The 26,528-nt window shown below is 40.2% G+C and carries 23 protein-coding genes; 6 read left to right on the top strand and 17 right to left on the bottom strand.

Annotation, left to right across the window (positions count from 1 at the left end):
- Positions 1 to 117 precede the first annotated feature (117 nt).
- The 4 genes from tkt to yneA form a co-directional block, all read right to left on the bottom strand.
- A complete protein-coding gene (tkt, locus tag M3182_RS16050) occupies positions 118 to 2,118 on the bottom strand; it encodes a transketolase (RefSeq protein WP_251558944.1) in 2,001 nt (666 codons plus the stop codon).
- Between the two features lie 283 nt (positions 2,119 to 2,401).
- Positions 2,402 to 2,641, bottom strand: a complete 240-nt coding sequence (locus tag M3182_RS16045) for a DUF896 domain-containing protein (protein WP_251558942.1) — start codon at positions 2,639 to 2,641, stop codon at positions 2,402 to 2,404.
- Positions 2,642 to 2,743: 102 nt separating this feature from the next.
- Positions 2,744 to 3,430 (bottom strand): YneB family resolvase-like protein, encoded by a 687-nt coding sequence (locus tag M3182_RS16040; protein WP_251558940.1) that lies wholly within the window; start codon positions 3,428 to 3,430, stop codon positions 2,744 to 2,746.
- Between the two features lie 13 nt (positions 3,431 to 3,443).
- A complete protein-coding gene (yneA, locus tag M3182_RS16035; RefSeq protein WP_251558938.1) occupies positions 3,444 to 3,761 on the bottom strand; it encodes a cell division suppressor protein YneA in 318 nt (105 codons plus the stop codon).
- A gap of 154 nt (positions 3,762 to 3,915) precedes the next feature.
- Here yneA and lexA point away from each other — a divergent pair, with 154 nt between their 5' ends.
- Positions 3,916 to 4,539: a transcriptional repressor LexA gene (gene lexA / locus M3182_RS16030; RefSeq protein WP_251425962.1), complete on the top strand. Its 624-nt coding sequence runs from the start codon at positions 3,916 to 3,918 to the stop codon at positions 4,537 to 4,539.
- Positions 4,540 to 5,119: 580 nt separating this feature from the next.
- On the opposite strand, the gene glnA is transcribed toward lexA, so the two are convergent.
- The 4 genes from glnA to hflX form a co-directional block, all read right to left on the bottom strand.
- Entirely contained in the window at positions 5,120 to 6,454 is a 1,335-nt protein-coding gene (gene glnA / locus M3182_RS16025) for a type I glutamate--ammonia ligase (RefSeq protein WP_251425961.1), read from the bottom strand.
- A gap of 35 nt (positions 6,455 to 6,489) precedes the next feature.
- On the bottom strand, positions 6,490 to 6,897 hold the full coding sequence (locus M3182_RS16020; RefSeq protein ID WP_251558936.1) for a MerR family transcriptional regulator: 408 nt from the start codon (positions 6,895 to 6,897) through the stop codon (positions 6,490 to 6,492).
- Between the two features lie 387 nt (positions 6,898 to 7,284).
- Positions 7,285 to 8,556 (bottom strand): methionine gamma-lyase family protein, encoded by a 1,272-nt coding sequence (locus M3182_RS16015; RefSeq protein WP_251558933.1) that lies wholly within the window; start codon positions 8,554 to 8,556, stop codon positions 7,285 to 7,287.
- A gap of 13 nt (positions 8,557 to 8,569) precedes the next feature.
- Positions 8,570 to 9,832: a GTPase HflX gene (hflX, locus tag M3182_RS16010; RefSeq protein ID WP_251558931.1), complete on the bottom strand. Its 1,263-nt coding sequence runs from the start codon at positions 9,830 to 9,832 to the stop codon at positions 8,570 to 8,572.
- 325 nt (positions 9,833 to 10,157) lie between these two features.
- On the opposite strand from hflX, the gene M3182_RS16005 reads away from it, so the two are divergent.
- A complete protein-coding gene (locus M3182_RS16005; RefSeq protein ID WP_251425956.1) occupies positions 10,158 to 10,766 on the top strand; it encodes a trimeric intracellular cation channel family protein in 609 nt (202 codons plus the stop codon).
- 114 nt (positions 10,767 to 10,880) lie between these two features.
- Here M3182_RS16005 and spoVK read toward each other — a convergent pair whose 3' ends face one another.
- The 3 genes from spoVK to miaA all read right to left on the bottom strand — a co-directional run bounded on the left by spoVK (position 10,881) and on the right by miaA (position 13,672).
- Positions 10,881 to 11,831 (bottom strand): stage V sporulation protein K, encoded by a 951-nt coding sequence (gene spoVK / locus M3182_RS16000; protein ID WP_251425955.1) that lies wholly within the window; start codon positions 11,829 to 11,831, stop codon positions 10,881 to 10,883.
- Positions 11,832 to 12,457: 626 nt separating this feature from the next.
- Entirely contained in the window at positions 12,458 to 12,688 is a 231-nt protein-coding gene (gene hfq, locus M3182_RS15995; RefSeq protein WP_251425953.1) for an RNA chaperone Hfq, read from the bottom strand.
- A 27-nt stretch (positions 12,689 to 12,715) separates the two neighbouring features.
- Positions 12,716 to 13,672 (bottom strand): tRNA (adenosine(37)-N6)-dimethylallyltransferase MiaA, encoded by a 957-nt coding sequence (gene miaA, locus M3182_RS15990; protein ID WP_251558929.1) that lies wholly within the window; start codon positions 13,670 to 13,672, stop codon positions 12,716 to 12,718.
- Positions 13,673 to 13,990: 318 nt separating this feature from the next.
- On the opposite strand from miaA, the gene mreBH reads away from it, so the two are divergent.
- Entirely contained in the window at positions 13,991 to 14,998 is a 1,008-nt protein-coding gene (mreBH, locus tag M3182_RS15985) for a rod-share determining protein MreBH (RefSeq protein ID WP_251426193.1), read from the top strand.
- A 446-nt stretch (positions 14,999 to 15,444) separates the two neighbouring features.
- On the opposite strand, the gene tatA is transcribed toward mreBH, so the two are convergent.
- Positions 15,445 to 15,636, bottom strand: coding sequence for a twin-arginine translocase TatA/TatE family subunit (gene tatA, locus M3182_RS15980; protein ID WP_251425949.1), 192 nt, complete (start codon positions 15,634 to 15,636; stop codon positions 15,445 to 15,447).
- A 242-nt stretch (positions 15,637 to 15,878) separates the two neighbouring features.
- Here tatA and M3182_RS15975 point away from each other — a divergent pair, with 242 nt between their 5' ends.
- Positions 15,879 to 16,034, top strand: coding sequence for a hypothetical protein (locus M3182_RS15975; RefSeq protein WP_251425946.1), 156 nt, complete (start codon positions 15,879 to 15,881; stop codon positions 16,032 to 16,034).
- Positions 16,035 to 16,169: 135 nt separating this feature from the next.
- Here M3182_RS15975 and mutL read toward each other — a convergent pair whose 3' ends face one another.
- Together mutL and mutS are read right to left on the bottom strand one after the other, a co-directional pair.
- Positions 16,170 to 18,137 carry a DNA mismatch repair endonuclease MutL gene (gene mutL, locus M3182_RS15970; RefSeq protein WP_251425944.1) on the bottom strand — a complete coding sequence of 656 codons (1,968 nt, stop codon included), beginning with the start codon at positions 18,135 to 18,137 and terminating at the stop codon, positions 16,170 to 16,172.
- A 39-nt stretch (positions 18,138 to 18,176) separates the two neighbouring features.
- On the bottom strand, positions 18,177 to 20,852 hold the full coding sequence (gene mutS, locus M3182_RS15965) for a DNA mismatch repair protein MutS (RefSeq protein WP_251425943.1): 2,676 nt from the start codon (positions 20,850 to 20,852) through the stop codon (positions 18,177 to 18,179).
- Positions 20,853 to 21,412: 560 nt separating this feature from the next.
- Here mutS and M3182_RS15960 point away from each other — a divergent pair.
- Positions 21,413 to 22,129, top strand: a complete 717-nt coding sequence (locus M3182_RS15960) for an ABC transporter ATP-binding protein (protein WP_251425942.1) — start codon at positions 21,413 to 21,415, stop codon at positions 22,127 to 22,129.
- A complete protein-coding gene (locus tag M3182_RS15955; protein ID WP_251558927.1) occupies positions 22,122 to 23,318 on the top strand; it encodes an ABC transporter permease in 1,197 nt (398 codons plus the stop codon). The genes M3182_RS15960 and M3182_RS15955 overlap by 8 nt, the downstream gene beginning before the upstream one ends.
- A gap of 89 nt (positions 23,319 to 23,407) precedes the next feature.
- Here M3182_RS15955 and M3182_RS15950 read toward each other — a convergent pair whose 3' ends face one another.
- The 3 genes from M3182_RS15950 to miaB form a co-directional block, all read right to left on the bottom strand.
- Positions 23,408 to 23,956 (bottom strand): outer spore coat protein CotE, encoded by a 549-nt coding sequence (locus M3182_RS15950; RefSeq protein ID WP_251425938.1) that lies wholly within the window; start codon positions 23,954 to 23,956, stop codon positions 23,408 to 23,410.
- Between the two features lie 504 nt (positions 23,957 to 24,460).
- Complete coding sequence (locus M3182_RS15945) at positions 24,461 to 24,889, bottom strand: YlbF/YmcA family competence regulator (protein WP_251425936.1); 429 nt, start codon at positions 24,887 to 24,889, stop codon at positions 24,461 to 24,463.
- Position 24,890: 1 nt separating this feature from the next.
- On the bottom strand, positions 24,891 to 26,435 hold the full coding sequence (gene miaB / locus M3182_RS15940) for a tRNA (N6-isopentenyl adenosine(37)-C2)-methylthiotransferase MiaB (protein WP_251558925.1): 1,545 nt from the start codon (positions 26,433 to 26,435) through the stop codon (positions 24,891 to 24,893).
- Positions 26,436 to 26,528 lie beyond the last annotated feature (93 nt).

Raw genomic sequence — 26,528 nt, 5'->3', positions numbered from 1 at the left:
GTCGTTTTTTTTTGTTTTTGGATAATAAAAGCTCTACTACTGGTAAAGACATAAACAGTTTGATCTTTACCTAAATCAAAAAAAGAATGGAGACAGCTGCCTCCATTCTTGGTTATTTTAGTTTTCTAATAAAGCTTTCACACGAGATACAACATTTTCAACAGAGAAGCCGTATTCTTTCATGATTTTTTCACCAGGAGCTGAAGCACCAAATGTATCAATTGCTAGTACTTCGCCTTCATCCCCAACATAACGGTGCCATCCTAAAGAAGAGCCCATTTCGATTCCAAGACGTTTCTTCACTGATTTAGGAATAACAGATTGTTTGTATTCCTTCGATTGTTGCTCAAAGCGATCCCATGATGGCATGCTGACAACAGAAACTTGGATCCCTTCGTTGGCGAGTGCTTCTTGAGCTTTTACCGCTAATCCTACTTCTGATCCAGATGCAAGCAATAAAGCTTGTGGATTCTCGACTGGAGAAATCACATATGCTCCACGAGAGACTCCTTCATAAGCATTCTTGTCTGTATCTTTGATGGTAGGAAGGTTTTGACGAGTTAACACCAAAACAGTTGGCTTATCTTTTGATTCAACTGCTACTCTCCAAGCCGCAGCCGTTTCATTTCCATCTGCTGGACGGATCACTCCAAGATTTGGCATTGCACGTAATGCAGCAAGTTGTTCTACAGGCTCATGTGTTGGACCATCTTCACCAACCGCGATACTGTCATGTGTGAACACATACGTAACAGGAAGTCCCATTAACGCTGCAAGACGAATCGCTGGGCGTAAATAATCAGAGAACACGAAGAATGTTCCGCCAAAGATTTTCACTCCGCCGTGAAGAGCCATCCCGTTCATTGCGGCACCCATTGCAAACTCACGTACACCAAACCAGATATTCCGTCCTTCATAAGAACCTGGGAAGAAATCGCCGGAACCTTTGATCATGGTTTTGTTTGATCCTGCTAAGTCAGCTGAACCACCAACGAAGAAAGGAACTGCTTTTGCAACTGCATTTAGTGCTTCACCAGAAGAAGCACGGCTTGCTAAGCTCTTACCTTCTTCATAAACAGGAAGTTCATTTTCCCATCCTTCAGGTAGCTCTCCTCTTGAAGCTGCTTCAAATTGAGCCGCTAATTCAGGATATTCAGCTTTATATTTGCTAAAGAGTTCATTCCACTCTTGTTCTGAAGACTGTCCTTTTTCCACAATTTGTTTTTCAAAGTTTTCGTAAACTTCTTGTGGTACGTGGAAATCTTCTTCAAATGTCCACTTATAAGCTTCTTTTGTTAATTTCAACTCATCTGCACCAAGTGGAGCACCGTGTACATCAGATTTACCTGATAGGTTTGGAGATCCGTAACCAATGATGGTTTTTACTTCGATTAAAGTTGGACGATCCAAATCGCTCTTTGCTTCTTCAAGAGCTTTCGCAATTTCTTCAAGGTTGTTTCCATCTTCAACACGGATGTATTGCCATCCATAAGCTTTGAAACGACCTTCTACACTTTCAGAGAAAGATTTATCTAAATCTCCATCAAGAGAAATATCATTGGAATCGTACATAACCACTAAGCGACCAAGTTTTAGATGGGCTGCTAAAGAAGCGGCTTCTGCTGAAACACCCTCCATTAGGTCACCATCTCCACAAATGCTATATGTAAAGTGATTCACAATTTCGTATTGATCTTTATTATATACCGCTGCTAGATGGCGCTCTGCCATTGCCATTCCAACTGCCATCGCAACACCTTGACCTAGAGGTCCAGTTGTAGCTTCAACACCTACTGTATGACCAAACTCTGGATGTCCTGGAGTTTTACTTCCCCATTGACGGAACTCCTTGATGTCATCCATTGTTAAGCCATAGCCTGATAAATGAAGTAAACTATATAACAACATGGAGCCATGACCAGCGGATAAAACAAAACGGTCACGGTTTAACCAATCAGGATTTTTAGGATTATGATTCATAAAACGAGTCCAAAGTGTGTATGCCATTGGAGCTGCGCCCATAGGCATTCCTGGATGCCCAGAGTTTGCTTTCTCAATTGCGTCAATCGATAGGGTACGAATTGAATCGATGGACAGTGTATCAATTTTATCGAACATTAGATACATCCTTTCTTAGTAAACTACATACAATCTTAATATTATAGTGGTTGTCTTATTTATTCAACAAATCACACATAAAAAAATAGAAAAAATTTGCCGAACACTCTCTTATTTTCCCGAAAAAAGTCTGTTCTATGTACGTTTATAGGGATTATGTACTTTTCATGAATGTTTCAAAAAATAAGGAAAATGCAAGCGCCTTACTCCATTTCAAGGAAAAAATTGGTAAAAAAAGAGAGCCAAGGTAGGTTTGGCTCCTAACCTTCGACTCTCTATAGAATTAATGTAGATTTTTTTTATCTCTCTTTTGTGCTTCTTTTAACTTTTTTGGTGTTACATCATTTCCAAGAGGATCTACAATCGTAACACCTTTCAATGTATTCACCATTGACGATCTGAACGTTCGCAAATATTCTGCACGAAGCACGGATTGTTCCTTCGCCTCTTCTTGTGTAAGACCAGTTGTTTTGGACTTGTTCGCTAACTCATTAATTCTTGCAAGTTTATCCTTAGAAAGCATTAAAAAGCTCCTTTATTAAAAAGTTTACATAGAAGCTATTTTACGGGATATCGTCCTGTTTTACAAGATTTGCGCACTGCGTCTAGTTTTCAGGGAATAGATTTAGAGACGGTCTTTGTTTAACTGTGGTGCTTTATCTACCCGCTGTTCTTTCTCTTCGACATACTCTTGATATCGTCGATGTACCGTCGCCTTCGAGACTTCGTACCCAAACCCCCTCAAAGTAGCAGCTATTTCAGCAAAGGTCAACCCATTTCCCCTTAGTCTAACAATCTCGGATATCGGAGCATTTTTCTTTTCACGGCCAGCATGCTCGCCTTGCTTTTTTAGGTTTTTTTGTGGTTGATAGCCCTGTTTTATTGCCCGTTGCATCCCACGCTTAATCTTTATGTTATGTATTTTTCTCTGATACTCTTCCACCATGGATACAATCTGTAAAACCATTGTATCGGATTCGGATAATTGTAGTTCACCATGATGAGAGACACTATATAATTTTGCTCCTTCTTTTACAATACAGTGAAGCAAAGCAATTTTAGCATTCCCTCGACCAAGACGTGTTTCATCCTGGATGAGAACAGCTTGTACATCTTCTTCTTTAATGATTGTTAATAAATCCAAGATTCCATCTCGTTCTAAATCGAAGCCACTGGCCTGCTCTCTAATAATTCGAACAATCTCCATACCCTTTCGATTTGCAAGAGCTACTAGTTCTTCTTCTTGGCGAGCAAGAGAAGTTTCCTGCGTATCCTTTTTAGTACTAACTCTGCAGTATATAACTGCTTTCATATTCTCACCCATTCTAATCTAAACTTGCATATTGTGTTGAATCCAGTTTTTTACCAGTAATCGGTACAATTAATTGATCCCCAGCAAAAATCTTCCCACCAATAATTCCATTCTCTTTCTCGACCCATGCTACAAACTCTTGATGTGTAAGATTATGCTCATCGGAATACACCTCTGCCAATTCCCATAGACTTGCACCAGCTTCAACTGTTACTGTTATGTAATCTTGCTTTCCTATTTTAAGTCCATTTGCTAATACTAAGGTTAACGTAAGACATGTAGCAACAAATAAAATTGTATAAGAATGCTTTCTCCAAATCACTTTCATCATTTCGCCCACCCCAATAAGAATATATGTTCGTTTATTTGATTTTATTATAATGCGAACACTTGTTTCTTGTCAATAAAAAATTCGAACTTATGTTTGTACCATACGAACATACGTGTTATAATAACCATAGGAATATAAAATGGGGTGCGTGAAAATGACAAAATTATCAAAAAGGCAGCAAGACATCCTTAGTTTCATTAAGGATGAGGTAAAGAAAAAGGGTTATCCACCTTCTGTTCGAGAAATCGGAGAGGCTGTTGGTCTTGCATCTAGTTCCACGGTCCACGGACATTTAGCTCGCCTAGAAAGCAAGGGACTTATCCGTCGCGACCCAACTAAACCTCGCGCAATTGAAGTTTTAGAAATGGACCAAGATTTACAAACTCCAAAATATAGCATTATAAACGTCCCAGTTGTTGGTAGAGTTACGGCTGGACAACCGATTACAGCGATCGAAAATGTCGAAGAATACTTCCCACTCCCCGACACTCTCGTCCCTGCAGAGGAACAAGTTTTCATGTTAGAAGTTATGGGAGAAAGTATGATCGATGCAGGAATTCTTGACGGAGATTATGTCATCGTAAAACAACAACAAACAGCCAATAACGGTGAAATTGTAGTTGCGATGACAGAAGAAGATGAAGCTACCGTAAAACGATTCTTCAAAGAAAAGGACTTTATTCGGTTACAACCAGAGAACCCTACAATGGAACCTATTATTCTTCGGAATGTATCGATTCTAGGTAAGGTAATCGGAGTTTACCGCCATATGCACTAATCCTATCCATATCAAAAAGAGCTTGTCCCATTCAGTAATGAATATGGGACAAGCTCTTTTTGATGCGATTCTTATAGGTACTATGCAAAGCTTGGGTGGGTGGTACCTAGGTTTTCATTACTTTGGGAAGTTAGCTTTACTTCGTAGCATATTGTACATTTGCTTTTAAGACTGATTTTAAATTCTAGTACGCTCTATTAAACACTTTTCTATCATTCTGCCTTCCCCCTGACCTAAAACAGCTTGTTATGAACCTCGATCTCTTGTTGTATTTTTGCTATACCTGTTCCACAGAAACTCGGTATTAGACAGACTAACAATTGAGCATTTATACATTATTAGACAGTTCTCTCGCTTACAGTTCTCTTTCTTTCCCTCAACGATTCTTTCTTAGACACTTTTTCCGCTTACCTTTTCCTTCTGTCCCACAACGGCTCTTTCTTAGACACTTCTCCACTCGCTCGGTCCCTGTCTGTCCTACACCTACAATACTCAATAGTTAGGATATTTCCCTTCGCTCCAACCACCCTCCACATAATAAAAACCCCCAACACCACTGGGGTGCTGGGGGGGTCATTTATTAGTACATGCTCATGTACTGCTCGCGCTCCCATGGGTGCACTTGCGTTCTAAACATATCCCACTCGATTTCTTTTGCTTCTACGAAGTGTTCAAGGATGTGCTCTCCTAATGCTGCACAGATAACTTCATTTGACTGAAGTTCAGTAAGGGCCGCATAAAGAGTTGCTGGTAGATCGACGATTCCTGCTTCTACGCGCTCTTCTTTATCCATTACATAGATGTTTCGGTCTACTGGTGCTGGAGGAGTCAACTTGTTCTTGATTCCATCAAGTCCAGCTTGTAGAAGAACAGCCATTGCTAGATAAGGGTTCGCAGATGGGTCTACGCTACGTACCTCAACACGTGTGCTTAAGCCACGGGAAGCTGGGATACGGATTAATGGTGAACGGTTTTGAGCAGACCACGCAACATAACATGGAGCTTCATAGCCTGGTACTAGACGCTTATAAGAGTTCACTGTTGGATTAGTAACGGCTGTGAACGCTGTAGCGTGTTTGATCGTTCCAGCGATGAACTGCTCAGCTGTTTCACTCAACTGAAGGTTTGCGTTTGGATCAAAGAATGCATTTTCACCGTTTCTGAATAGAGAAAGGTTCATGTGCATTCCTGAACCATTCACACCGAATAATGGTTTCGGCATAAATGTCGCATGTAGTCCATGTTTACGAGCAATGGTTTTTACAACAAGCTTGAATGTTTGGATATAGTCACAAGCTGTAACCGCATCTGCATATTTGAAATCAATTTCGTGCTGACCAGGAGCTACTTCATGGTGAGAAGCTTCAATTTCAAAGCCCATTTCTTCTAGTTCAAGCACGATATCACGACGGCAGTTTTCACCAAGGTCTGTAGGAGCTAAGTCAAAGTATCCTCCGTTATCGTTCAGTTCAAGAGTGGGTTCCCCTTTTTCATCCAATTTGAATAAGAAGAATTCTGGCTCAGGCCCTAAGTTAAAATCTGTGAAGCCCATTGCTTCCATTTCCTTTAACACACGCTTTAGGTTTGCGCGTGGGTCCCCTGAGAATGGTGTTCCATCTGGATTGTAGATGTCACAAATCAAACGAGCCACTTTTCCTTTTTCTGCTGTCCAAGGGAAAATTACCCAAGTATCTAAATCCGGAATTAAATACATATCTGATTCTTCAATTCGGACGAACCCTTCAATCGAAGATCCATCAAACATCATTTTATTATCCAACGCTTTGTCAAGTTGGCTAACTGGAATCTCAACGTTTTTGATTGTTCCTAAAATATCAGTAAACTGCAATCGGATGAATTTTACATTTTCCTCTTTAGACATACGAACGATATCTTCTCTAGTATACTTTGACATTCATGTTCCTCCCAGTATATTCAAATTTTAATAAGTTAATGGAATCTTGACCGGTCTCCTGGTCCAGAATTCCTATGAAACCTTCCAGCTCTAAGTAATTCTTTTCGGAGAAGCTTTCTCAGTTCAGCATCAGAAAGGTCTTTTCGCACTTTTTCTGCATCTTTGTTGTCTTCATCATTTGGTGCTACATCGTTGTGCTGTTTCACGTTGAAGATTTGTTTAATGCCAGCAAGATTGACACCTTGGTCAATTAGATCCTTGACTTCAAGTAACTTGTCAATATCGTTTAAGGAAAAAAGACGCTTATTGCCTTCTGTTCTTGCTGGAGAAATCAAGCCATGTTCCTCATAATATCGAATTTGTCTTGCTGTTAAATCCGTCAGCTGCATGACAATCCCGATTGAAAACAATGGCATATTTCGGCGAATCTGGCTTCCGCCCATTTTGATTTCTCTCCTTTCTCCTTTTGATAGTTTTATTATATGTAATGTAAACTAACATGTCAATGAAATGTAAGATAATCTGACATGGTTTTTAATCGCCTTTTTAATGATGGGCAATTCCCACTTAATCCCCATTTTAACTCATAAAGTAAGGCAGTAATCATAAAGTTTTTTGTTCAAATCCTAAAGATGTTTTTAACGCAATAGTACCCATTCCATATGTTTAAATTCGGTCGCTAGCTCTATTCTCTTAATAAAGTTATTCTTTGGGATACCTAGCTTATTCAGTTGTAATTTTTATTCGAATGCATAAAAGAAAGCCCGCCAATTGACGAGCTTTATAAATTGTCAGAACTAAAGATCATAAAACTGTTTTTATTATTTTACTTAACCAAGCTGAACTAACCCTTTTGTCACCATATGATCCAAAGCAATACATACAGCCATTTTCACATGGGAGTAAGTTAATCCACCTTGCACATAAGCCACATACGGTGGACGAGTTGGACCGTCAGCGGTTAATTCGATACTGGCACCTTGAATAAACGTACCGGCCGCCATAATGACATCATCTTCATAACCAGGCATATAGCTTGGATACGGAGTTACATGCGAATTAATCGGGGAAGCAAATTGAATCGCCTGACAAAACGCAACCATTTTGTCACGATCATCAAATTGAACAGATTGAATCAAATCCGTTCTGTCCGCATTCCACTTTGGTGAGGAATTCATTCCACAGCGTTCAAGCATCGCAGCAGTAAAGACCGCCCCTTTCAACGCTTGCCCGACGATATGTGGAGCCATAAAGAATCCTTGATACATTTCCTGTAAAGCATAGAGAGAAGCACCCGCCTCAGCACCAATACCTGGAGAGGTCATCCGATAGGAACAAGCATCGACAAATTCCTGTTTCCCAACTAGATAGCCACCAGTCTTCGCAATCCCGCCTCCTGGGTTCTTGATTAATGACCCTGCGATTAAATCTGCACCAACATGGCAAGGTTCTTGTTCCTCCACAAATTCCCCATAACAATTATCCACAAACACAACGACGTCCGATTTAATCTCTTTTACAAACCGTACCATTTCGCCAATCTCCGCAACAGTGAAAGAAGGTCTAGTTGCATACCCTTTTGAACGCTGTATGCCAATCATTTTCGTGTTGGGTTTGATGGCCTTTTCTACCGCTTGCCAATCAATGCCCCCTTCACTTGTTAAAGCGACTGAATCATAAGAAATGCCAAATTCCTTTAAGGAGCCATTCCCGTCCCCACGAATCCCGACAATTTCCTCTAAAGTATCATAAGGCTTTCCGGTCATATATAAAAGCTCATCCCCAGGGCGTAGTATCCCAAAAAGAGCAATCGAAATGGCATGTGTGCCAGAAATGATTTGTGGTCTTACGAGACCCGCTTCCCCACCGAATACATCGGCATAGATCCTTTCTAACGTATCGCGCCCGATATCATCGTAACCATAGCCTGTTGAAGGCATAAAATGAGAATCACTCACTCGATGCTTTTGAAAGCTTTGTAGTACACGAAATTGATTGAAGTCGATGCGCTCATCGATTTGTTTATGTATTTCAGAGACTTGCTGTTCAACCTCCTCCACAAGAGGTTTTAACTGATCTCCAGAGTTTAACTGTGAAAACATGCTGCGGTTTCTCCTATCTTACTGAGTATTTATTTAGTTGCCCTGACACTTGATGGTCTTTTAAGGCGTACCCTCGACAACGATATCCTTGTTGTTCTTCATCAAAAGTAAGTTCTCTCAAAATGGTTTCATTTTTTAACTGAGACAATAGTTTTCCTTCTCCAGAAGGAACCAACACATGAAAAGCTTCCATTTGACTAATGATCGATTCTTCGATTTTTCTTTTTAAATTATCGCGATCTTCATCTGAAAACGCACTAATAAACGCTGTTTCGGTATCTGCCACAGGGACAAAGTCAGGGTGGGCAATATCCTTTTTATTATAAACCGTAATTTGTGGAATTTGGTTAACTTCCAAATCTTCTAACAGTTTATTGACCGTTTTTTCATGTGAAAAATAATCTTGATTGGACATATCCACAACATGTAATAGCAAATCCGCTTCGCTCACTTCTTCTAATGTTGAACGGAAGGCAGCAACCAGTGTTGTTGGCAAATCTTGAATAAATCCAACGGTGTCCGTCATCAGTACGCTAAAACCACTCGGAAGAATGACTTTCCGAGTCATCGGATCAAGCGTTGCAAACAATTGATTTTCTTCATAAGAATCTGCCTCAGTTAACCGGTTGAACAGTGTACTCTTCCCTGCATTTGTATATCCAACCAAAGCAATTTGAAAGGCTTTGTTTTTCTTGCGACGTTCGCGGTATCTGTCGCGATGTTGAACAATCACGGCCAGTTGTCCTTTAATATCGTCGATTCTTCTACGGATATGACGACGGTCAGACTCTAGTTTTGTTTCCCCAGGTCCCCTCGTCCCAATTCCGGCACCTAATCGCGATAGCGCGGTACCTTGACCCATTAAGCGAGGCAGCAAATATTGAAGTTGAGCCAGCTCTACTTGTAGCTTTCCTTCCTTTGAACGAGCTCGCCGCGCAAAGATGTCCAGAATTAACTGTGTACGATCGATAATCCTGACTTCGAGATCCTTGGACAAATTCCGGATTTGACTTGGTGACAATTCGTCATTGAAAATGATGAGGTCAACCTCAAGCTCATCTACCAACGCTTTGAGTTCCTCGACTTTTCCTTTTCCTATATAAGTAGACGGATGAATTCGTTCTCGCTTCTGCATGACAGACATTAGCACTTCGCCTTGAGCCGTTTCTGTTAATGAAGCAAGTTCATCCATTGAATATTGAGAACGCAGATCATCCGTTAGCGGCGTTTGACAGCCGACCAGGATGGCTTTTTCAGAATCTCGTTTCTGTTCCAAAACAGATTCCACCTTTCATCATATGTATTGGCTATTATTCCATTGTTTGCATTTCCTGTTTAAACTATCATTCCTTCTTAACTTACAAACGCTTGCGAAATAAATTATTTACACCTGCGCTCGGTTCAAACATGAACCTGAACTCATCATACCAAAAAATAGCAATGAACCAAAATTTTCTCACCCTTCTTTATCTGTGTAATTGGTAGCTAAAAAGGGGGAAGAGGTGATAAAATCAGATAGATTTAGATTTATTTTATGAGAAATCAACGTAACTCGTTTTAGATAGGAATGTGTATTATACCTTAGAGGGGAGGTTGCGGTTATGACTTGGGATGTTTTAAGTATGATTGGAACCATTGCCTTTGCGATCAGCGGAGCCATTGTCGCGATGGAAGAAGAATATGATATTTTCGGAGTTTACATGCTTGGGATCGTGACCGCTTTTGGCGGCGGAGCGATACGGAATCTTCTCATCGGGGTTCCCATTTCAGCTTTGTGGGATCAGGGGCTCTTTTTCACAATCGCCTTGTTGGCCATCACGATCGTTTTCCTTTTTCCATCCAGGTTATTAAAGCATTGGAGGAAATGGGGAAACTTTACTGATGCTATTGGCCTTTCTGCTTTCGCGATTCAAGGTGCTCTTTTCGCAACGGAAATGAACCATCCGTTAGCCGCTGTTATTATCGCTGCGGTGCTGACAGGTAGTGGCGGCGGAATGGTCCGCGACCTCTTAGCTGGACGGAAGCCTCTCGTTTTTCGGTCGGAAGTCTATGCCATATGGGCCGTATTAGCCGGACTATTAATCGGGCTAAATTGGCTAGAGTCTCCGCTAGAGCTCTATAGTCTCTTTATCGGCATCACCGCACTTCGGGTTTACTCCTATACACACGGATGGCGTCTGCCAATTAGAAAAACAGAGTTGAATAACTAAAGAAAGTCATGCTCAGGCTAGAGAGCATGACTTTTTTAATGTTTTTTTATTGGGATACTCTTGCAAGATTGGACCACAATTCGTCCGGCAATAATTTTTTGAGGATGACCACCATTACTCTGAATCAAAAATAAGATCGTTGCTTCTAATTGTCATAAGTTCATGACGATCAAATTGACTTTCAAGCAGAAGTCTCATCGCTTGAGCGCGAATGGACTTTTCGATGATATTTCGGATATAGCGGCCATTGGAAAAACCGGTGGGACCAAAACTCGCTTTCACGAAGCCAAGATGCTCTCTCAATTTCCGTTCCGCTTCGAGACTAAAAGTATATTCCCTCTCATCTAACATTCGTTGTGCAATCTCCATTAATTGACTGATTGAATAGTCCGGAAAGTCAACCACCAATGGGAATCTGGAATGTAGCCCCGGGTTCAACGATAGAAAGTAATCCATTTCGCGCGAATAGCCCGCAAGAATTAAAATAAACTCATGCTGTTTATCTTCCATATGTTTAACGAGCGTATCGATCGCTTCCTTCCCAAAATCCTTTTCGCCTCCGCGCCCTAAGGAGTACGCTTCATCAATAAACAGAATTCCTCCTAAAGCCTTCTTTATTAAATCACGAGTTTTTTGCGCTGTATGACCGATATATTCCCCAACTAGGTCCGCTCTTTCTGCTTCAATCAAATGCCCCTTAGAAAGAACATTCATTTTCAGAAAAAGTTTTCCAATTAATCTCGCTACTGTCGTCTTCCCCGTACCCGGGTTTCCTTTAAACATCATGTGTAAAGCCTGGCGACCCGCTTTCAAACCTTTTTCTTCTCTTTTTTTATTCACATAAATCCAAGCATATATTTCTTTAATCATTCGCTTCATTTCTTCCATTCCAACCAATGCCTCAAGTTCTTCCTCAATTTCTTTTAATGCTTCATGCTCAGCTGGTTTTGGTTTTATATCTAAATTAGGCGATTTAGGCAACTCCTTTTTGGTCGGATTGCGTTTTTGCGCATTTAGAACAATGCTAATCTGTCCGTTGTTGTTCATGCGAAATGGTTGGTCCAAGCTTTCTCACCTCTATTCTAAAAGACAGTCTATGTGAAGGAGCTCTTACTCATGATTAAGAAAACGTCCATTCGCTCACCCTCTATTGCGCTACACCTAATTAGAACTTTCACCGAACGGCGCTTAAGTCTGACTGACTTTCCTAATATAGTAATAAAACCTCCCATACCCGTATGGCCGTTCTATGGTCTACAAGAGCTATTTTCCTTTTCTACTAGCTTAAAGCCCTTACTAGAGCCTCATCTCCAATAGTACGGTTAATGCCAATAAGGTTCCCTTTGATTTCTCTATCCGAAGATTCTTGTTGCGTTTTTAGAGGGTGAAAAAACCTTTTTAGAGAAACCCTTCGCAAATTAACCAACTTCATTTAAAATGGTCACCAACTGCGAAATACAGGGAAATACTCCTTAATCTATATGTATTCAGCTAAATGGAAATTCATTAAAAAGAAATTTCAACCTTCCATCCCGACAATGCAAAAAGCTCGCAAAAATATGCGAGCTTCTTTATATATTGACATTCCTATAAACTTTGAACCTTAGGATTATCTAATTATCATCCATTTTTCTACCGCTACCCCTATCTAATTCCCTTAAGATAGAATCGTACAACTACCTACATACCAATTATTGTTGTGGATCAAGATCAATTTGAACATTCTTTTGTGGCGCAAAAGTTGAAATCGCATGCTTGTAAACAAGTTGCTGCTTTCCTTCCGTCTCAAATAATACCGTGAAATTGTCAAAACCCTTAATTTGTCCACGTAATTGGAACCCGTTCAATAAGAAAACAGTACAATTTGTTCCATCCTTGCGCATCTGGTTTAAATACTGATCTTGAATGTTAATTTGTTTCATTGCAGATCCTCCTTTTTATCTCTATTATTATGTATTCGCCTTTATTTGAAGCTTTCCTTCAATATAGGTAGAAATTTCCGCGAAATATTTTTTATTCTCCTTTTCAATTGGAGACATTTCAAACCATTTCACTTCCATTTTATTACGGAACCACGTTAGCTGTCTTTTAGCATACCGACGAGAGTTTTGTTTTAAATTTTCAATCGCTTCCTCAAGTGACACTTTGCCATCAAAATAGTCATATAACTCTTTATAGCCGATTGCTTGGATCGATTGACAATCCCTCAATCCCTTGTCATACAATCCTTTTACTTCTTCGACCAGACCCTGATCCATCATGATGTCTACACGCTTATTAATTCGCTCATACAACCATTCACGGTCCATCGTAAGACCCAACAAACAAGTCTCATATAATAATTCTGGTTGTTGTTCAGCTTGATACGCTGTCATTGTCTTTCCTGTACAATGATGGATTTCCAAAGCCCGAATCACACGTCGGACATTATTAGGATGAATTCTTTCTGCGCTGTTCGGGTCAACTTCCCTTAATCGATTATGTAACTCCTCATTGCCTTTTTCCTCTGCCACTCGCTCAAGCTCTTGCCGAAATTCAGAATCAGAAGCGGCTTCAGTAAATTGATAATCAAATAAAATTGATTGTATGTATAGCCCCGTACCTCCGACAATCATCGGCAACTTCCCACGGGCGGTAATCTCGGTGATTTTTCCACGAACCAGCTCTTGAAACTCAGCAACGGAAAACGGATCTTCGGGATTTCGAATGTCAATTAAATGATGCGGAATATCTTCCATTTCTTCGGGAGTGATTTTTGCTGTCCCAATGTCCATGCCTTTATAGATTTGCATTGAGTCCCCGCTGATGATTTCACCATTGAATTGTTTCGCCAACTGGATACTTAATTTTGTTTTCCCAACGGCTGTTGGTCCGATTAATACGAGTAGTTTCTCTTTTGGTTTCAAACAACTTCACACTGCCTTCTTCGCTAATTACAATCGAAAACCAAATATTTCAGTTTTCAACTCTTTAAAATCCATTTTAACTTAAATCATGATGAAAAGCAGTTGAACATCTACCCATTATATCCTAATCCTTTCGTTCCTAATCGCTTCTTCCTAGTCTTTTTCCAATGTTTCCCGTTAATTTTATATTTTCTCTACCGCCTTTACAGTTTCGTAACGTTTCGATAACAATCGACAAATTACCCCCAAATTCATGTTACCTTTAGTAGAAGATTATGGGGACATTATCTTATATTGAAGGAGAATCAGGTGATTACAATGATCGTACAAGCTGAAATAGGAATTGATTTAGGTACTGCAAATACACTTGTATATAGTAAAAATAAAGGAATTGCTCTAAACGAACCGTCTGTCGTTGCCATAGATACTGAAACGAAGAAAATTGTCGCAGTTGGGACTGAGGCAAAAGAAATGATTGGGAAAACGCCTGAGAAAATTGTGGCCGTTCGCCCATTGAAAGATGGCGTGATTGCCGATTTTGATATTACATCGGAAATGCTCGTGCAAATCATGAAAAAAGCAATGAAAAGTGGTGGGTTTGCTCTTCGCAAACCAAATGTCGTGGTATGTACACCATCCGGAGCCACAAGCGCAGAACGTCGTGCCATTCATGAGGCCGTCCGTAATGCTGGCGCTAAGAAGGTGCATATTATTGAGGAACCAGTTGCTGCAGCGATTGGTGCCGGCTTACCTGTTGATGAGCCAGTTGCCAACGTTGTTTTAGATATTGGCGGCGGTACTTCGGAAGTAGCCATTATCTCATACGGTGGCGTTGTTGCTTGCCATTCCCTTCGTATTGGTGGGGACCGCTTTGATGAACACATCATTCAGTATGTTCGAAAACAATATAATATCCTAATCGGTGAACCTACTGCTGAGAAAATCAAGAAGGAAATTGGTTATGCGCTCGTCGACCATGAGATGCTCGAAATGGAAGTACGTGGTCGTGACCTTGTTACTGGCCTTCCAAGCACTGTCACTCTTAATTCTTATGAAATTCGAGATTGTCTAAAAGAATCCTTGCTTCATATACTTGAAACAGTTCGGAAGACACTTGAAGATTGTCCAGCCGAACTGAGTGGAGACATTGTTGACCGAGGTCTTGTTTTAACAGGTGGCGGCTGCTTGTTAAACGGAATGGAAGAATGGTTGAGCAAAGAAATCATCGTCCCTGTTCATCTTGCTCCCAACCCACTCGAATCCGTTGCCTTCGGAACCGGACAAGCGCTGAAGTATATTCACAAACTTCACCCAGTCGCAAAATAACGCATTCGACATTAGCTCTCGCACCTCATTTTTTGAGGTGCGATTTTTATTTTATGAACTACGCAGGTTTTTCGATATCGTTTATTAGTTTCGTTTCTATTTTCATCTTCTGATGACTTATTTTCAAAAATCATTATTCTATTTGCATTTTGTTTTTTCTATTATCACATATTGATGTTCTATTTTCAGTGCACTTTTCTATTTTCTTTTTCCTTTGTTCTAGTTTCACAAAGAAACATTCTATTTTCACTTTTGCTTTTGCTATTATCACAAATTGAAGTTCTATTTTCAGTGCACTTTTCTATTTTCCATTTCCTTTTTCTATTTGCATAAAACTCAGGTCTATTTTAAATTTGGTTCTATATATGTATATCCCACCTTACAGAATCCCTCCAAACACAAACCAAAAGAAAAACGCACCCATTTTAGGTGCGCTACATGAAATATTATTTTTTCTCTTCTTTAGATGAACCATCCTTGTCTAGATCATCTTCCATTAATCCTTTTGTGGACTTTTTAAACTCACCGAGTGTTTGTCCAACTGCACGTCCTAATTCAGGAAGCTTTTTAGGCCCAAAAATAATCAAGGCTAAAACAAGAATGAGAATTAAGCCAGGAATACCAATGTTTGAAAACATTGCAATCCCTCCTTTTGTTTAGTAAGTGTCTTTCGTCTCCACCAAAACATAAAAGAAGAGCATGAACACTTAGTTAAATCATAGTACAATCATGCTTCAGAAACAATCGACAATTTTAGTAATATTTCATTATGCGTTCAAACTCCCTTTATCGCACAAGTACTTAAATCTGATACGGAGTTGCCCTTTGAATAATTTCACCCATACTAAGCATTCTAAAAGATGATTGGGAGGTGATTTATTTGGCACAACAAAATAAAAATCAAAAAGGTAAACTTACAAACCAACAAGGTTCAGGGTCAGAATACCACAAGGATCATGCGGGCAAAGTTGAAGGGTACGGTCAACCACACCCAATGGATAACAGTGTAAATAGTAACAATGAAAATGGTCAATAAAAATTTTGTTAAAGAGTGAATGAATGACAAGTTCACTCTTTTTTTGGCATTTGATAGTTACGAGAAATAATGAAAATGCTTTAATTCCGCAAAAAAAGAAGCAAGGCGTATTTCTCCTTGCCAATGCAGGTTCTGCTACATCACCCGCTTAAACATCTTTTCCATTTCATACGTTGAATAGTGGACGATAATTGGACGACCGTGTGGGCATGTAAACGGATCAGATGACCTTCTTAGTTCATCCAACAACGCTTGAATTTCGTCATTTCGCAAATGACGATTTGCTTTTATCGATCCTTTACAGCTCATAAGAATCGCTGCTTCTTCCCGAAGCCTTTTGATATCTACTTTCTTCATGCCCAAAAGCTGTTCAATCATTTCTTCAATCGTTTCTTTCTCTTCTCCACGCGGGAACCATTGAGGATGATTACGAACAATAAAGCTGTTATGCCCAAATGGTTCGAGGAATACACCAACTTTTTCCAACTCAGTCAAATGTTCATTGATTCGAATGCAATCATCCGGTGAATATTCAAATGTCAATGGTACAAGCATTTCCTGTACCTCGCTCGCCACTTGACCAACTTTTTCACGGAAATATTCATATTTAATCCGTTCTTGCGCCGCGTGCTGGTCAATAATATAAAGTCCTTTATCGTTTTGAGCTAAAATATAGGTTCCATGCATTTGGCCAATTGGATATAGCGGTGGAACACGCGAAGGAGCCACACTTTCAGAAGGATCCACTTTCCACTCAGCTATCGGCTCACGATATTCAGAAACACTTTCAGTACAAATGTCCTCTGTTGTTTCTAGTTCCTCTTCATACGAATTGACCACTGTTTCCGTCCGAATTTCCTCAAAATGTTCAAAAGGCTTTGTCCAGGAAGAGGATTCCACACTCTCGACATGTTGAGTTTCGAACGCGTTTCCAGACACTGTAGGCGGAGTGAATGTTTCGCGAACTTCTCCTTGCTCTGGCAGATTCACCGTATTCCTTGTTTGAACTGGCTCCACTCTCGAAGACTCAGAATCAGGCAAATGATCAAGTTCAAAAAAGGTTTGTTCAGATTTCGGTTTTTCAGGCTTCGATTGGGTAAATCCTGCGGGAATCAACGCTTTCGTTTTGAACGTATTTTTAATCGTCTCGGTGACAAGCTGGTTTAATTCCTGCTCCTTACTTAAACGCACTTCCATTTTCGAAGGGTGAACATTCACATCGACTAATAAAGGATCCATTTGAATGTCTAAAAAGACGAGCGGGTAACGGCCAATTGGAAGCAAAGTATGATACCCTTCTTGAATTGCTTTAGCTAACGGATAATTTTTTATAAAACGCCCATTGATCATCGTTGACATATAATTCCGCGATGCGCGCGTGATCTCCGGTAACGTAATCCAGCCTTTGATTTTGTAGTCTAACGATTGGCCAGAAATCGGCACCATGTTTTTCACCATATTCATTCCATAAATGGCTGCCAATACTTGGCGTACATCGCCATTTCCTGTTGTATAAAGCAGTTTCCGCTCATTGTGAACGAGGCGAATCGATACCTCTGGATGCGATAATGCCAGACGATTGACGACATCGGTTATATTCCCAAGCTCAGTATGAATGGTTTTCATATATTTTAAGCGAGCTGGTGTATTATAAAACAAATCCGTTACCGTGATATCCGTTCCTTTCCGGCTATCGGCTTTTTCAACTGTCACCACATGTCCGCCTTCAATGACGACTCTCGTACCAGCATTTTCACCAGTCGATGTTTTCATTTCCAAACGAGACACCGAAGCGATACTTGGCAAAGCCTCACCCCGGAAGCCAAGGGTTCTGATTCGAAACAAATCATTTTCATCTTTGATTTTGCTTGTTGCGTGCCGTTGGAAAGCAAGGAGGGCGTCTTCCTCCTCAATTCCACCGCCGTTATCAGTAATACGAATCTTCGCCATGCCTGCTTCTTCAATATCAATTTCCACGACCGTACTGCCTGCATCAATAGCGTTTTCGACCAATTCTTTGACGACGGATGCAGGACGTTCAACAACCTCACCTGCAGCGATTTTATTTGATAGTGTTTCATCCAGCTGTTTGATTTTCCCCATCCAAATCACCCCTCGTTCCGTTCATTTCTGATAAAGATTCTAGTTTTTTAATTTCCGTTGCAGTTCGTATAAAGTATTCATCGCTTGCAGCGGTGTCATATCGAGGATATCTAGCTCTGTTAACTTTTCTAAAACGCGTTTTTCCTTTTTACTCGGAGCAGCCGTTTTTGATGCAACCGGCACTTCATCAAAGAAGGATAATTGTCCTTCTGTGTTCTTCTTTTCTTCCGTTTGTGAAGATGATTCGTTTTCGGTTTCTTTATGTTGATGGGATGGTTGCGCCTCGGCCACCACCTCAGATGTTTTAATTGGTTTCACCTGCCCAACTACTGGCTCGTCCTTTGCTTCAAGTTTTTCAAGAATTTCTGCCGCTCTTGTAATTAAGTCGGCTGGTAAATCAGCTAACTGGGCCACATGAATTCCGTAACTCTTATCAGCTGCACCTTCTTTAATTTTATGAAGGAAAACAACTTTCCCGTTTTGTTCAACCGCTGAAACATGAACGTTTTTTAACTTTTCAAGCTCTTCCTCTAACGAAGTTAACTCATGATAGTGAGTCGAGAATAGTGTTTTTGCACCAATACGATGATGAATATATTCAATGATCGCTTGCGCCAGAGCCATTCCATCATAAGTGGATGTTCCGCGTCCAATTTCATCGAATAAAATCAAGCTGTTTTCCGTTGCGTTAGCAATCGCATTATTTGCTTCGAGCATCTCCACCATAAAGGTACTTTGACCAGAAATTAAATCATCCGCCGCCCCAATTCGTGTAAACACTTGATCGAAAACAGGTAGTACCGCTTCAGCAGCAGGAACAAAGCAACCAATTTGTGCCATTATCGCCGTTAAGGCAACCTGTCTCATATACGTACTTTTACCAGACATGTTCGGCCCGGTAATGAGCAGCAACTCACGGTCTCTGTCCATATAGCAATCGTTTGGAACATACTCTTGTGCCGACATGACTTTTTCCACAACAGGATGGCGCCCATCTTTCAAAACAATTTTTCGTTCTTCGGTAAAAGTCGGTTTGATATAATGACGCTGTTCACTTAATTCAGCAAAACTAGTGAGAACATCAATTTCACTAACCGCTTTCGCAAGGGCTTGAAGACGTGGAATGTATTCTTTGACAGTTTCACGGATGTTGACGAAAATTTCGTATTCTAGTTCAACGATTTTTTCCTCCGCTTGTAAAATTAAATCCTCTTTTTCCTTTAACTCTGGAGTAATAAAGCGCTCCGCGTTTGTTAGGGTCTGTTTACGTTGGTATTGCCCTTCTTGTAACAGATGGAGGTTTGCCTTCGTTACTTCAATATAATAGCCAAACACGCGATTATAACCAATTTTCAACGACCTGATGCCTGTCTTTTCACGTTCTTGGCGTTCAAGACTCGCAATCCACGTTTTTCCGTTTCGACTTGCATCACGATATTGATCGAGTTGCTCGTGATACCCATCCTGAATAATGTTTCCTTCTTTGATCGAAATCGGCGGGTTTTCTACTAAAGCTTGCTCGAGTAAATCGGTTACTTCCTCACAAGGGTCGAGCTGGTCAGCCAACTGTACAGCAATCTCGTTTCCCATCGCGACAAGCGCTTGTTTTAAAACAGGAATTTGCATTAACGATTTTTTTAATTGAATCAAATCTCGAGCGTTCACATTTCCAAACGCAACCCGACCAGCAAGGCGTTCCAAATCATAAACTTGCTTCAGCATTTCTCTGATTTCATGGCGCTCAAAAAAGTTTTGAATAAACAAGTCCACAATCGACTGTCTACGCTGAATGGCCTCGATACTAAGCAGCGGACGGTTAATCCACTGCTTCAGCAATCGTCCTCCCATCGCTGTTTTCGTTTCGTCAAGAAGCCAAAGGAGCGAGCCTTTTTTCGCTGTTGAACGAATCGTTTCTGTTAACTCAAGATTTCGTTTCGAAAAATAATCAATTTTCATAAACTGCTCAACTTCATATAGAACCACTGGTTGAAGATGATCTAAGCTGCGTTTTTGTGTTCGATGAAGATAATTAAACAATCTCGCTGCGACCACTTTTGCTTTATCGTTATTTATGTCGGTTAGAAGATGCTCGTAATTCATGTTTAGTTCTGTTTGGTCTTCAAACGATAACGCCAGCACCGAGCGCTCTTTTAGCTTATCTTGAAGTTCCACTGGTGTTGAAGAAGCCAACACGACTTCTTTTGCACCTGATAAGGATAGCTCATTTAAAAGCGTTTCAACATTGTTAGCGAGCAAAGATAAACGACTTTCCCCTGTAGACAAATCACTGCAAGCAAACCCATAGCTCCCATCTTCAAACATGGTTACTGTCGCAATGAAATTATTTTCTTTGTCATTTAAGCCGCGACCTTCCATCACGGTACCAGGTGTAATCAACTGAACCACTTCGCGTTTGACCACGCCTTTTGTCGCTTTAGGATCTTCAGTCTGTTCACAAATCGCGACTTTGTATCCTCTCTGGACGAGCTGTTCAATATACCCACTTGCAGAATGGTATGGGACACCGCACATCGGAATCCGGTCTTCTCCTCCACCATCCCGACTGGTTAACGTAATTTCAAGTTCCTGCGATGCTTTTACCGCATCATCAAAAAACATTTCATAAAAATCACCAAGGCGAAAAAATAAAAAGGCATCTTGATAATCTGCCTTAATCTGTAAATATTGCATTATCATAGGAGTATAACTTGCCATAATACCCTCCAAAATCTATATCGTTTCGACATTTTCTAAGAATCTATTATATCATAATTTCGGATTCTCTTCGGGATAGGGATACGATTTTTAAAGGGGAGTTTTGGAAACTGAAATCGAGATTAATTCGTGAACATTCCATAAAGTTATTTTTATTTGTAAAACTCTAATCGGGACAGCTTGTGAAGCTAACGAAAAAGAGGGACTATCGGTAAAAAGATACTTGCACAACAGTTTGTATGATAAGAAAAGAGATGAAGTTTTTGCTTTAAAATGCTTAAGTTCCCTCGGTTTACAATGGTCATCCATCGTGACCTTTTTTGATTTTAAGTATTTGGGTGCTTTCCTGTGATAATTCTCCTAAAAAATGATATAATCATCGCTGTATTAATTTGAATATTTCGTTATTTTAAAATACCGTCGTTTTTAAATTTTGTATCACCGATCATAACTTTATGCGAAATACTTTTTAAATCTACAATTCTGTCTTCACTAAAAACAGCTTTATGCTAGCTTCTACAGCTCTTTTTCAATTCAAGTTATCTAAAAGGTGGGAAACGATGTCCTCTTTATTTAAAGCAAAGATTCATAGCGCCGGGTATGAACTTGGGAAACCTATTATCCAAAATATTCACTTCTCCATCGAACCTGGGGAATTAATCGGACTAATTGGACCAAACGGTGCTGGGAAAAGCACGACAATCAAATCGATTCTTGGGTTAATGGCAGAAATGGATGGAGAGATTGTATTCCAAGACAACATCCAATATTCTTATGTTCCTGAACGCCCGCTTTTTTACGATGAACTCACTTTATGGGAACACCTCGACTTTCTCGCCCAAGTCGAGGGGCTTGATGATGTTTCCTATAAAGAGCAAGCGAATGAATTATTAAAAACTTATAAACTAGCTGAGCATGCTCATGAATTTCCAAATACGTATTCGAAGGGCATGCAACAAAAAGCTATGCTGATTCTTTCGTTCATCACAAACCCATCCGTTTATATTATTGATGAACCTTTCATTGGGCTTGATCCAAATGCGATGAAATTATTATTAGAAAGCATTGAAGAAAAACGCTCACGCGGGGCAGGGATTTTAATGTCCACGCACGTTCTCGATACGGCTGAAAAAGTTTGCGACCGTTTCTTACTTATCCATCAAGGTGTTCTTGCTGCACAAGGAACGTTAGATGAAATCCGTGAACAATGTCAGTTGCCCAAAGGGTCCCTCTATGACTGTTTTCATTCAATAGCAGAAGGTACGGACGATGAGTAGTTTTTCCTTCGTAACGAAAATGAGCAGTGTTGCGCTATTTATGAAACGGCTATTGATTGAGTGGAAATTCCAATCTCGCGTTTGGGGTTCCATTTTAGATTGGACCGTGATTTTGTATATCCTGATCCCGGGTCTAGTTATTTTTGGCTATCATTACCGTTCATGGTGGAACGAGCCACCTAACTGGATGCAATCTGTTCCATTCGTTTTCATCGCGGTAATATCTTATCTTTTGGCATGGCGTGGTCAGTATCGAACCTTCATTCATGAAGCAGATAAAGTATTCCTAATTAAACGTCTTGCCCTTTTTCTCGGCTTAAAGCGAATTAGCTATGTGTATTCACTCTTTACCACATTGTTGCTTTATGGAGTGATTACTTTTCTGTTTCTCCCTGTTTTGATACAAAGCTATAAGCTATTAAACATCCAGATTTTTCTCTTCGCGCTTTTATTAACGTCCATAAAATGGTTTATTATGGGCCTCAAACCGAAAATCATAAAAATTGACGGGAAAGTTTTACGATCACTAACTCGAGGATTCACATTTGTTATTGGGAGTTGGATGGTTCAATTTTTATGTATACAAATATTGAAAACTGCTTACCTACTTCCTGTATTAGCTTGCTTGCTTTCTACTGGGATCGCTTTTGTACTTTACATGCCGTCCTTGTTTAAGGTGTCAACGTTCGAAGAAGAATGGTTATCTGAGCAAAAAGAACGCCAACGATTGATTGGTGCCATTATTACGATCGCACCTGAGGTTGAAAAAAGAAGTACTAGCACTCGAACGAAGCCATGGGTTTTGCGTAAATCAAAGCGAATCTACAAAAAGCGAAATCCCGAAAATGGCTTCAAAGAACTTTTTATCAAAGTTTTTATTCGAAACGCCAATTATTGGGGCGGCTACCTGCAAATCGTTTCAATTACCTCAGCCGCGCTCCTATTGGTACCACCACTTTGGATCAAGGTGATCATCGGAGTAGCTTTTATCTTTATGCTTAATTCGTGGCTTATGTCCGTCTGGGATCAAACCATTATTTCCTATCCATTAACAAAAAAGTACCAAGAACGAGATGAGTTTTTTAATGCTCGGAAGAAATTGGTTGGGACCCTAACAGTACTTGGAATTCTCTTCGTCGCATTTTTCTACTGGATTGGAAGTCAATTGTATTTCTATTTTTCTATCTAATACAATGAAAATTCCAATGATATTTTTACGATCATCTTGTCCATTTTACTATTAAAAAAAACTAGGAAGTACACCTTCCTAGTTTATTTCTATTCCTCTTCAGTGCCTAATAAGAAATCAGGATTTAAATCTTCAAATTCCTCGTCATCGACATCATGACCCCAATCATCATCGTCACAGTCTTCACAGCCATCAGGATTAATAGCAACGCATACCTTTGTTTCTCCAATTACTTCTGTCATGAATTCTCTTTCGACATGAACAATGATTTTATTGCCGTTTGGAGAAATGACGGCTTCAATGCAGTTTGGCTGTTGCAGAACTTGAACGAGTACCTCATGGTCATCGATGCAATCCGGGTCGCGGTACTTTAATTTGATAACATCACAATATGTCACTTTTTCAGTAACAACTTCTGTTCTTGTATTATCATCAAAGGAGTACCATAGGTTGATGTCATAAGAACCATTGACTTCAACTGTTTTTCCGGATTTCTTCGCCTTATATTTGTGGTTGATGACCCAGCAGCCAAGAATACTACTTGGATCATGTGGTGGGCAGATCGTATGATTGGACTGCGTAAATTTGCGTCCCTTCGCTACGACAGCTTTTGTGATAATCTCTCTGTATTCTCCCATTGCGAGCGAACCCTCCTCAATCAGTTTCAATTCATCCTATGCGGGACATTAGACTAGTGTGCGACGAATTTTTCTTCCAACCCCGCGGATAATACCAAGGCATACAACATGATATGCCCACACCCAAGAAAGGTTCCACGAAAAGCGAAGGCGACTGTTCAGTCCCGACCAGCGCTGGAGGGATGACAGATGAAGTCGTTCTTTGACTTCAACTGACAGACCGAAGCGTCTCGAGGGACTAGGAGCCGCAGCTAGACAATCGAAAAGCGGAAACGGCTTGTTCAACTCCGACAGGCATAACAAAGACCGGAATAGAAGGCGCTTTTTGCCTTCAATTTCGGGCTGGCTTATGACCGAGGAGTTAGCCGTTGGAGCTAGACAATCGAAAAGCGAAGACGACTGTTCAGCCCCAACAAGCGCTGGAGGGTTACTTCCTTTTCCCTTCAATAAAAAAAGTGCCAGGCGCCATCCATAAAATGGATGGTGACTGGCACCTGGTAATATTTAGTGGCTGCAGCTAGAACCTTTTGCTAGTTCTGCACCTGTTTGGCCACGGAGAACATCTCCGCCTGTTGAGCGTAGAATTTCATCCGTTACTCCATTGGAGATTGTTGAGGCAATAATTTGTAATAAATCGTTCACTTCAATTTGGGATTCTTTGAATTGCTGAACGACTGGAATTTCATCAAGCTCTGCTTCTAGCTTAGCGATTTTATCTTCCGTTTTCTTCAATGCTTCTGGCTTATCATAATGCTTGAAGTTAACCGCTTGTTTTTGCAAACCTTTAATGGAAGAGATTAACATGCTCACTCTGTCATTGCTATGAATTTGTGCTTCTGCACGCTTAAAGAAATCTACTTCTTCTGTTTCTGCAACCATTTTGGCAAGCTCTTTTGCTTGAGCAATAATTTCATCTTTAGTAAATTTTGCCATCCTATTTCACCTCAACTGATTGTAGTTCTTCCACCATTTCTCCGTTTAATGACCAAGTTTTTGTATCGGTAATTTTGACTTTAACAATTTTCCCAATTGCTGTCTTCGGTCCAACAAAGTTTACAAGTTTATTTTTACTTGTGTATCCTGCCAGGACATCTGGGTTGTTCTTGCTTTCCCCTTCTACAAGAACTTCCACTGTTTGACCTTTGTATTTTTCTAGAGCTTTTGCAGAAAGTTCATTGACCAATGCATTCAGGCGTTGTAGACGCTCTTTTTTCACTTCCATTGGAACATTGTCCTTCATTTTTGCAGCAGGCGTTCCTTCACGTGGAGAGTAAATGAATGTATAAGCAGCCTCAAAGCCAACTTCTCGATATAGTGATAACGTTTCTTCAAACTGCTCATCTGTTTCATTTGGATAGCCAACAATAATATCGGTTGTCAAAGCTACATCAGGCATAGCCGCTTTGATTTTACGAACAAGCTCTAAATATTGCTCGCGCGTGTATTTACGAGCCATAATCTTTAACACATCAGTCGAACCAGATTGAACTGGAAGATGGATGTGATCCATCAAGTTTCCGCCTTTTGCGAGCACTTCAATTAAGTAGTCATCGAAATCACGCGGGTGACTTGTTGTGAAACGAATACGTGGAATACCGATATGACGGATTTCATCCATTAAATCACCAAGACCATATTCACGATCTTCAAAGTCTTTTCCATAGGCATTTACGTTTTGACCTAGAAGTGTGATTTCCTGGTAACCATGAGCAGCTAATTCGCGCACTTCTTGGATGATTTCCTCTGGGCGACGGCTACGTTCTTTTCCGCGTGTATAAGGAACGATACAATACGTACAGAATTTATCACAACCGTACATAATGTTTACCCAACCTTTAATGTTGCCACGGCGGACTTTCGGAAGGTTTTCAATGACATCTCCTTCCTTCGACCAAACTTCAACCACCATTTCCTTCGACATGTAAGCCTCTTTGAGAATGTTCGGAAGGCGATGGATATTATGAGTACCAAAAATGATATCCACTTGTGTGTAAGTCTTAAGAATTTTGTTTACAACAGACTCTTCTTGAGACATACATCCACAAACCCCTAAAAGCAGATCAGGTTTTTGCGTTTTTAAGTGTTTAAGATGTCCAAGTTCTCCAAACACTTTATTCTCAGCGTTCTCACGAATCGCACAAGTGTTTAAAAGAATAACATCGGCATCTTCAACAGAATCGGTTGCTTCATAGCCAAGCGCCATGAAAATCCCTGCCATCACTTCTGTATCATGTTCATTCATTTGGCAGCCGTATGTTCTGATGTAAAACTTACGACCGTCTCCCATCCCACGAAATTCCTCGGAAATCTTGAAATCATCATGATATTTTACTTCTTCTTTCCCACGTTTTTTCGCATCTTTTAAGGAAGGTGGAACAAAAACAGTTTCAAAGTACTTACTGTAGTCCTTTTCGGATTTTTTGTCCGAAGGATTACCCGTTTTCACTTGCTGGCCTTCTAGGCGTTGATTTTCATTCATAGTTTGTCTCCTTTCTATAGGTAAAAAACTTTTTAAGTATTATTTAATCATATAAACATACAATAAATAATTATAACGTTAATAGGTCTGACA

It is taken from the genome of Mesobacillus maritimus (assembly GCF_023715205.1).
GTDB lineage: Bacteria > Bacillota > Bacilli > Bacillales > Cytobacillaceae > Mesobacillus_B > Mesobacillus_B maritimus_C.
The sequence above is the reverse complement of the archived record's forward strand: the minus strand, read 5'-3'. Positions and strand labels throughout refer to the sequence as shown.

What these genes read in the sequence shown, in the direction of transcription:
- tkt (WP_251558944.1), bottom strand. Translation starts at nt 2,118, where the DNA reads ATGTTCGATAAAATTGATACACTGTCCATCGATTCAATTCGTACCCTA.
- M3182_RS16045 (WP_251558942.1), bottom strand. Translation starts at nt 2,641, where the DNA reads ATGCTTTCTAAGGATAAACTTGCAAGAATTAATGAGTTAGCGAACAAG.
- M3182_RS16040 (WP_251558940.1), bottom strand. Translation starts at nt 3,430, where the DNA reads ATGAAAGCAGTTATATACTGCAGAGTTAGTACTAAAAAGGATACGCAG.
- yneA (WP_251558938.1), bottom strand. Translation starts at nt 3,761, where the DNA reads ATGATGAAAGTGATTTGGAGAAAGCATTCTTATACAATTTTATTTGTT.
- lexA (WP_251425962.1), top strand. Translation starts at nt 3,916, where the DNA reads ATGACAAAATTATCAAAAAGGCAGCAAGACATCCTTAGTTTCATTAAG.
- glnA (WP_251425961.1), bottom strand. Translation starts at nt 6,454, where the DNA reads ATGTCAAAGTATACTAGAGAAGATATCGTTCGTATGTCTAAAGAGGAA.
- M3182_RS16020 (WP_251558936.1), bottom strand. Translation starts at nt 6,897, where the DNA reads ATGGGCGGAAGCCAGATTCGCCGAAATATGCCATTGTTTTCAATCGGG.
- M3182_RS16015 (WP_251558933.1), bottom strand. Translation starts at nt 8,556, where the DNA reads ATGTTTTCACAGTTAAACTCTGGAGATCAGTTAAAACCTCTTGTGGAG.
- M3182_RS16005 (WP_251425956.1), top strand. Translation starts at nt 10,158, where the DNA reads ATGACTTGGGATGTTTTAAGTATGATTGGAACCATTGCCTTTGCGATC.
- hfq (WP_251425953.1), bottom strand. Translation starts at nt 12,688, where the DNA reads ATGAAACAAATTAACATTCAAGATCAGTATTTAAACCAGATGCGCAAG.
- mreBH (WP_251426193.1), top strand. Translation starts at nt 13,991, where the DNA reads ATGATCGTACAAGCTGAAATAGGAATTGATTTAGGTACTGCAAATACA.
- tatA (WP_251425949.1), bottom strand. Translation starts at nt 15,636, where the DNA reads ATGTTTTCAAACATTGGTATTCCTGGCTTAATTCTCATTCTTGTTTTA.
- mutL (WP_251425944.1), bottom strand. Translation starts at nt 18,137, where the DNA reads ATGGGGAAAATCAAACAGCTGGATGAAACACTATCAAATAAAATCGCT.
- mutS (WP_251425943.1), bottom strand. Translation starts at nt 20,852, where the DNA reads ATGGCAAGTTATACTCCTATGATAATGCAATATTTACAGATTAAGGCA.
- M3182_RS15960 (WP_251425942.1), top strand. Translation starts at nt 21,413, where the DNA reads ATGTCCTCTTTATTTAAAGCAAAGATTCATAGCGCCGGGTATGAACTT.
- M3182_RS15955 (WP_251558927.1), top strand. Translation starts at nt 22,122, where the DNA reads ATGAGTAGTTTTTCCTTCGTAACGAAAATGAGCAGTGTTGCGCTATTT.
- M3182_RS15950 (WP_251425938.1), bottom strand. Translation starts at nt 23,956, where the DNA reads ATGGGAGAATACAGAGAGATTATCACAAAAGCTGTCGTAGCGAAGGGA.
- M3182_RS15945 (WP_251425936.1), bottom strand. Translation starts at nt 24,889, where the DNA reads ATGGCAAAATTTACTAAAGATGAAATTATTGCTCAAGCAAAAGAGCTT.
- miaB (WP_251558925.1), bottom strand. Translation starts at nt 26,435, where the DNA reads ATGAATGAAAATCAACGCCTAGAAGGCCAGCAAGTGAAAACGGGTAAT.